Below are 6,814 nucleotides of genomic sequence, written 5' to 3' on the forward strand. Positions count from 1 at the left end.
CGATTGCGCCGGTTCCGGTGCCGAGATCGAGGATACGGCACTGGCCAAGCCTTTCGGCCGTCGACTTGGCGAAGGGCAGGGTCGCGTCGAGCAGCGTCTCGGTATCGGGGCGCGGCTCCAGCGTGTCCGGCGACAGCGACAGCCGCAGCCCATAGAACTCGCGATAGCCGAGAATGCGATGCACCGGCTCACCTGCGACGCGACGCCTCAGGGCCGCCTCGATTGCCGCAAGAGCCGCAGAATCCACCGTTCGGCCCGGCTCCGCGATAGCCTGGGTGCGCGTGGTTTCGGAAAAATGCTCGACGATCAGCCTGGAATCGAGCGCCGGATCGGCAATGCCGGCGGCAGCGAGCCGCTCCCTCGCCGCTCGCAGCAGCGGTCGAAGTGCCGCGGGCAAAGGATCAGCCATCAATGCCCATGTCGGCGAGCAGCTTCGACTGATGGTCGGCGACCAGCGCGTCGATCACCTCGTCGAGCTCGCCCATCATCACCCGGTCGAGCTTGTAAAGGGTGAGGTTGATGCGGTGATCGGTGACGCGTCCCTGCGGGAAATTATAGGTGCGGATGCGCTCCGAGCGGTCGCCCGAGCCGACCTGCGATTTTCGCGACGACGAGCGCTCCTCGTCCGCGCGGCTGCGCTCCAGGTCATAGAGCCGCGCGCGTAAAATCTGCATGGCCCGCGCCCGGTTCTGGTGCTGCGACTTTTCCGCCTGCACCACCATGATGCCCGTCGGCAGATGCGTGATGCGCACCGCCGAATCGGTGGTGTTGACGTGCTGCCCGCCGGAGCCGGACGCGCGCATCGTGTCGATGCGGATGTCCTCTGCCCGGATATCGATATCGACCTCCTCGGCCTCGGGCAGTACGGCGACCGTCGCCGCCGAGGTATGGATCCGCCCGCCGGCCTCGGTTTCCGGCACGCGCTGCACGCGATGCACGCCGGATTCGAATTTCAGCTGCGCGAACACGCCCTTGCCCGACACCGAGGCGATGATTTCCTTGTAGCCGCCGACTTCGCCTTCGCTCGCCGAAACGACCTCGAAACGCCAGCCGCGCGAGGCGGCGTAGCGCTCATACATGCGAAACAGATCGCCGGCGAACAGGGCCGCCTCGTCGCCGCCGGTGCCGGCGCGGATTTCGAGGATGGCGTTCCTGTCGTCGGCGGCATCCTTGGGGAGGAGCAGAATCTGGATATCCTTCTGCAGCACCTCGATGCGCTCCTTAACCTCCGGCAGGTCGGCCTCGGCCAGCGCCCGCATCTCGGCGTCGATGTTCTTGTCGGCGAGCATCGCTTCGAGGTCGGCCTGTTCCTGCTCGGCGGCGCGCAGCGCCCGGATCTTGCCCACCATCTCCTGGATATCGGCATATTCGGAAGCCATTTTGACATAGGCATCGGCCGTCGGCCCTGCCGACATCTGCGCTTCGAGCATGTCGAAACGCTTGACGACTTGGTCCATGCGGTCGCGGGGCAGGTTGATCATGGGCTCGGGACTTCGATGGAGTTCACGTCAGGACGAGTCGAAACTGGCGAATTTCGAGAACCGGAGCGGAATGTACATTTAGGTCCATGAGCACCGGAAGCGCAGAAAATCGACATTTGCAGACCGCCCTCACGTGAATCTAGAGCGGAATGGAGCGGTCGTCGGCGAAGGCTTGCAGCAGCGCCCGCATCGGCGTCCCTTGGACGGGGGCCATCAGATTGTCGCTGAAGAAGGCTTCCAGCTCCTGCAGCGGCAGTTCGGTCAGCATCGCCTTGACCGGGCCTATCGAGGCCGGCGACATCGAGATGGAGCGGAAGCCGACGCCGATCAGCGCCATCGCCGAGATCGGCTTGCCCGCCAACTCGCCGCACAGCGTCACCGGCGTATGGTTGCGCGCGCCGGCGTCGGCGATCTGCTTCAGCACGCGCAGGAACGGCGCCGACAGCGTGTCGAAACGGTCGGCAAGCTGCGTGTTGCCGCGGTCCACTGCCATGACGAACTGGAAGAGGTCGTTGGAACCGACCGAGACGAAGTCGACCGCCTTCATCAACTCGTCGAGCTGGAACAGCAGCGACGGCACCTCCAGCATCGCGCCGAGCTTGAGGCTCGTCGGCAAATGATGCGCAAAACGCGACAGGTGCCGGACTTCGCGGTCGATGATCTCGCGCGCCTGCGCGATTTCCGACAGTTCCGTCACCATTGGCAGCATCAGCTTCAGCTCACGCCCGCCGCAAGCCTTGAGCAGCGCGCGGATCTGTGTCCTGAGGAGGCCGGGGCGGTCGAGAGTGAGGCGGATCGCCCGCCAGCCGAGTGCCGGGTTTTCCTCCTGCACCGAGCCCTTGAAATAGGGCAGCACCTTGTCGCCGCCGATGTCGATGGTACGGAAGGTGACCGGCTTGCCGCGAGCCGCCTCCAGCACATCGCGATAGAGCCGCTCCTGCGCCTCGGCGCGCGGAAAAGTCGAGGCGACCATGAACTGCAATTCGGTGCGGAACAGGCCGATGCCGGCCGCTCCCGATTCTGAAAGCTGCGGCAGGTCGACCGCAAGGCCGGCATTCATCAGGAGATCGACCGGGACGCCGTCCTTGGTCAGCGACGGCTTCTTGCGCAGTTCGCGATAGATTTCCTGCCGCCGAGCTCGGAAGCGGACCTTTTCGGCATAGGCGGCCTCGAGGTCGGACTGCGGCCGCAGGTGAATGGTGCCTTCCTCGCCGTCGACGATGATGGCATCGCCGTTTTCCGCCATGGAGACGGCGCCCTTGACCTGGCCTGCGACCGGAATGCCCATCGCGCGCGCGACAATGACGACATGGCTGGTGGCCGCGCCGTCCTCCAGCACCAGGCCGCGCAGCTTGTCCCTGGGATAGTCGAGCAGTTCGGCCGCACCCATCGAGCGGGCGACGATGATGGCATCCTTTGGCAGCGAGGCCGCGACATCCTCCGGACCGCGCCCCATCAGCTGGCGCAAGAGCCGGTTGGCGAGATCGTCGAAATCGCTCATGCGCTCGCGCAGATAGGGGTCCGTCATGTGCAGCATGCGTGCGCGCATGTCGCTCTGCACCTTCTCGACGGCCGCTTCCGCAGTCAGGCCGTTGCGGATCGCCTCTTCCAGCCGGCGTACCCAGCCGCGGTCGTTGGCGAACATGCGATACGCCTCGAGCACCTCTCGATGCTCACCCTCGAAAGCGACGTCCCGGCGCTCGAGCATGTCGTCGATCGACAGCCTCAGCGAGCCGAGCGAGCGGTCGAGGCGACGCACCTCCTCCTCGCTGTCCTCGTTGAACAGATTGGTGACGACGATGCGCGGCTCGTGCAGCACGACATGGCCAAGCCCGACGCCTTCGTTGAAGGCAAGACCGGTGAAGCTTGCCGGACGGCGCAGGTCAAGTTCGAGGCCCGGCCGGGTGAGACGGGCAAGATCGCCGGTGGCGACCATCTCGGCGATCACCATCGCCGTCGTTTCCAGCGCCTCGACCTCGTCGTCGCGATAGTGGCGCATGGTCTTGTTCTGCACCACCAGGACGCCCAGTGTGCGCCCTGCCCGCAGCACCGGCACGCCGAGGAAGGAATTGTAGATCTCTTCGCCCGTCTCCGGCAGGTAGGCGAAGGCCGGATGCTCCTGCGCGTTGGAGAGATTGAGCGGCCGCGCGCTGGCGGCGATGGTGCCGACCAGGCCTTGCCCGAGCCTCAACTGCGCCAAATGGACGGCGGTGGGGTTCAGACCTTCGGTGGCGTAGAGCTCCAGCACCGAATCGGCGCGCAGCACATAGAGCGAGCACACCTCGGCGACCATGTTGGAGGCGATGTCGCGCACGATACGGTCGAGCCGCTCCTGCGGCTCCAGCGGCTCCTGCATGAGCTCGCGGAGCCGTCTCAGCAGAACGCGCGGGCCACCGGCCATGTCACGCATCGCGGCTTCTTCTCCAATGGGCACGTTGCCCGCCGTAGCTTCCGCCACGGCCGGCGCTCACGCAATAACGGACTCAGTTCTTGCTATTGCTTATCGAGCCCGTAGACGGAATGCAAAGTACGAACTGCAAGTTCCGTATAGGGACCGTCGATCAGTATCGAGATTTTGATCTCGGAGGTGGTGATCGCCCGGATATTGATCGCTTTATCGGCCAGCGCCTTGAAGGCGGTGGCCGCGACGCCGGCATGGCTTCGCATGCCGATACCGATGACCGAGACCTTCGACATGCCGGCTTCCGACTGCACGACGTCGTAGCCGACATCGGCCTTCAGCCGCTCGAGCACTGCCAGCGCCTTGTCGATGTCGCCCGACGGTACCGTGAAGGTCATGTCGGTGAATTTGCCGTCCTCGGAGATGTTCTGGACGATCATATCGACATTGATGTTGGCCTCGGCCAGCGGGCCGAAGATGCCGGCGGCGACGCCTGGGCGGTCGCCGACGCGGCGCAGCGAGATCTGCGCTTCGTCCTTGGCATAGGCAATTCCGGTGACGACCTGCTGTTCCACGATCTCTTCCTCGTCGCAAATAAGCGTTCCGGGCGGATTGAGCAAATCCCCCATTCCGGGCGCGTCGGGATCGTCGAAGGACGACCGCACAAAGGTACGCACCCTGTGCACCATGGCAAGCTCCACCGACCGTACCTGCAGCACCTTGGCGCCGAGCGAGGCCATTTCGAGCATTTCCTCGAACGAAATCTTGGCCAACCGCCGGGCTTTCGGCTCGATGCGCGGATCAGTCGTGTAGACGCCGTCGACATCGGTGTAGATGTCGCAACGGTCGGCCTTGACCGCGGCCGCGATCGCCACGGCGCTGGTGTCGGAGCCGCCGCGGCCGAGGGTCGAGATGCGGTTGTCCGGGCCGATGCCCTGGAAACCGGCGATGACCGCCACCTGGCTCTCGCCGAAGCGCTTGATCAGGAACGCGCCGTCGATGTCGAGGATGCGCGCGGCGCCATGGGCGTTGTCGGTCTTGATCGGGATCTGCCAGCCCTGCCAGGAACGGGCATGGACACCCATGTTCTGCAGGGTTATCGCCAACAGGCCGGCCGTGACCTGCTCACCGGAGGCGACAACGGCGTCATATTCGCGCGCGTCGTGCATGGGCGAGGCCTCGCGCGTCCAGCCGACCAGCTCGTTGGTCTTGCCGGCCATGGCCGAAACCACCACGGCGACCTCATGGCCGGCATCGACCTCGCGTTTGACATGGCGCGCCACATTGCGGATGCGGGCGATGTCGGCGACCGAAGTTCCGCCGAATTTCATCACGATGCGCGCCATGGAAGCGAGATGCCTTTGACTGAAGCCGGCTTGGGGCCGGAAAATGGAAAATGCGCCCGGACCAGCCGAGCCGCGGAAATGCGCGGCCTCCTTAGCTAAAACAGCAAGGCTTCGCAAGCGAGGGCGCAGGAGAAGCGGCCTTGGCCCGATTTTTGAAGCCTCCTGGCGGATTCCTGTCGCGCAATGCGATAAACTTGGAAAATCGGATGGAGGAATTCATGACCGAGACGCTGGAGATCGTGACCTTCCGCCTCAAGCCGGATACTGCGGCTGGTTTTGTTGCCCAAAATGGCTTCGTCACCGACTGGCTGGTGCGCCAGCCCGGTTTTCTCAGCCGCCATCTTGGCGAGCGAGACGACGGGAGCTGGGTCGACGTCGTGCGCTGGCAGAGCCTCGAGCAGGCCCAGGCGGCGGCACAGCGCATCATGGCCGAGATCGGCGATTGCGAGGCCATGCGGGCGATCGAGCCGGCCAGCGTCGCCATGAGTCATGCCGCGGTCGCGCTGTCGGCCTAGGCTCGACTGTCCCTCGTCCCGCTGCGGCTGGTTGGCGGCAACGGAAAAAACCTGCCTTGACTTTCGCTGCCGGGGACCCGACTTCCTAGCGTTCCCCGACTTGCTGGCGTTCGAGGAGACCCGCCCCATGCCTGAGCCCCGCCGATCGACCATAGATGCCGGAGAAGTCGAACGCTTCTCCGCCCTTGCCGCCGAATGGTGGAACCCGAACGGCAAGTTCCGGCCGCTGCACAAGTTCAACCCTGTGCGGCTTGCCTATATCCGCGACCAGGTGGCGGCGCGCTTCGGCCGCGATCCGCGCGCGGCAAGGCCATTCGAGGGACTGCGCTTCCTCGACATCGGCTGCGGCGGCGGGCTCTTATGCGAACCGATGGCGCGGCTTGGCGCGGAAGTGGTCGGTGCCGACGCCTCGGCCACCAACATCGAGGTCGCTAAGCTGCACGCGGCCGAAGCCGGCGTAAATGTCGACTATCGCGCCACCACGGCCGAGGCGCTGGCCGACGCCGGCGAGACATTCGACGTCATCCTCAACATGGAGGTGGTCGAGCATGTCGCCGATGTCGATCTCTTCGTCGCCAAATGCAGTGAGATGGTCCGGCCCGGCGGCATCATGTTCGTCGCCACCATCAACCGCACGCTGAAGGCGCTTGGTCTTGCCATCATCGGCGCCGAATATGTTCTGCGCTGGCTGCCGCGCGGCACGCATCAGTTCGGCAAGCTGGTGCGGCCGGAGGAGTTGGCAAAGGCGCTTGGCGCGGCGGGGCTGACCATCGTCGACCGGACCGGCGTGATCTATCATCCCTTGGCCGACCGCTGGCAGAAATCCAGGGACATGGACGTCAACTACATGGTGCTGGCCGAAAAAGCCTCGGTCTGAGGGCCAACGAAGCGTTTACGCCGCCTGGCTTTGCAGCTTCGGGCTTGGCTGGCTCTGCGCCTTGGTGGTGATGAGCACGCCGGCGGTGATGATGGCCGCGCCCAGCCAGGTCAGCAGCTGATAATGCTCGCCGAGGAAGATCGTGCCGGCAAAGAGCCCGACCGCCGCCGCCACATAGCCGATCTGGCTGAGAT

Annotated in this window: 5 protein-coding genes and 2 pseudogenes; 2 read left to right on the plus strand and 5 right to left on the minus strand. The window is 65.0% G+C overall.

What is annotated here, in order from left to right; all coding sequences use genetic code 11:
- The 4 genes and pseudogenes from EOA75_RS26320 to EOA75_RS26335 form a co-directional block, all read right to left on the minus strand.
- Positions 1 to 409: pseudogene (locus tag EOA75_RS26320) on the minus strand (protein-(glutamine-N5) methyltransferase, release factor-specific); the annotation flags it as partial.
- Positions 402 to 1,481 (minus strand): peptide chain release factor 1, encoded by a 1,080-nt coding sequence (gene prfA / locus EOA75_RS26325; protein ID WP_127325524.1) that lies wholly within the window; start codon positions 1,479 to 1,481, stop codon positions 402 to 404. The pseudogene EOA75_RS26320 and the gene prfA, both read right to left, overlap by 8 nt.
- A 139-nt stretch (positions 1,482 to 1,620) precedes the next feature.
- Positions 1,621 to 3,891: a phosphoenolpyruvate--protein phosphotransferase gene (gene ptsP, locus EOA75_RS26330; RefSeq protein WP_127325525.1), complete on the minus strand. Its 2,271-nt coding sequence runs from the start codon at positions 3,889 to 3,891 to the stop codon at positions 1,621 to 1,623.
- An 83-nt stretch (positions 3,892 to 3,974) separates the two neighbouring features.
- Entirely contained in the window at positions 3,975 to 5,228 is a 1,254-nt protein-coding gene (locus EOA75_RS26335; RefSeq protein WP_066990093.1) for an aspartate kinase, read from the minus strand.
- 218 nt (positions 5,229 to 5,446) lie between these two features.
- Between EOA75_RS26335 and EOA75_RS26340 the strand changes: the two genes are divergently transcribed.
- On the plus strand, positions 5,447 to 5,743 hold the full coding sequence (locus EOA75_RS26340; protein WP_127325526.1) for a hypothetical protein: 297 nt from the start codon (positions 5,447 to 5,449) through the stop codon (positions 5,741 to 5,743).
- A gap of 127 nt (positions 5,744 to 5,870) precedes the next feature.
- Complete coding sequence (gene ubiG, locus EOA75_RS26345) at positions 5,871 to 6,620, plus strand: bifunctional 2-polyprenyl-6-hydroxyphenol methylase/3-demethylubiquinol 3-O-methyltransferase UbiG (RefSeq protein ID WP_095824176.1); 750 nt, start codon at positions 5,871 to 5,873, stop codon at positions 6,618 to 6,620.
- Positions 6,621 to 6,635: 15 nt separating this feature from the next.
- Here ubiG and EOA75_RS35225 read toward each other — a convergent pair.
- Positions 6,636 to 6,814: pseudogene (locus tag EOA75_RS35225) on the minus strand (EamA/RhaT family transporter); the annotation flags it as partial.

The organism is Mesorhizobium sp. M1A.F.Ca.IN.022.07.1.1 (assembly GCF_003997575.1).
Classification (GTDB): domain Bacteria; phylum Pseudomonadota; class Alphaproteobacteria; order Rhizobiales; family Rhizobiaceae; genus Mesorhizobium.

Bases quoted from the DNA above. Each gene is read 5' to 3' on its own strand.
- EOA75_RS26335 (WP_066990093.1), bottom strand. From the start codon at position 5,228: ATGGCGCGCATCGTGATGAAATTCGGCGGAACTTCGGTCGCCGACATC.
- prfA (WP_127325524.1), bottom strand. From the start codon at position 1,481: ATGATCAACCTGCCCCGCGACCGCATGGACCAAGTCGTCAAGCGTTTC.
- EOA75_RS26340 (WP_127325526.1), top strand. From the start codon at position 5,447: ATGACCGAGACGCTGGAGATCGTGACCTTCCGCCTCAAGCCGGATACT.
- ptsP (WP_127325525.1), bottom strand. From the start codon at position 3,891: ATGCGTGACATGGCCGGTGGCCCGCGCGTTCTGCTGAGACGGCTCCGC.
- ubiG (WP_095824176.1), top strand. From the start codon at position 5,871: ATGCCTGAGCCCCGCCGATCGACCATAGATGCCGGAGAAGTCGAACGC.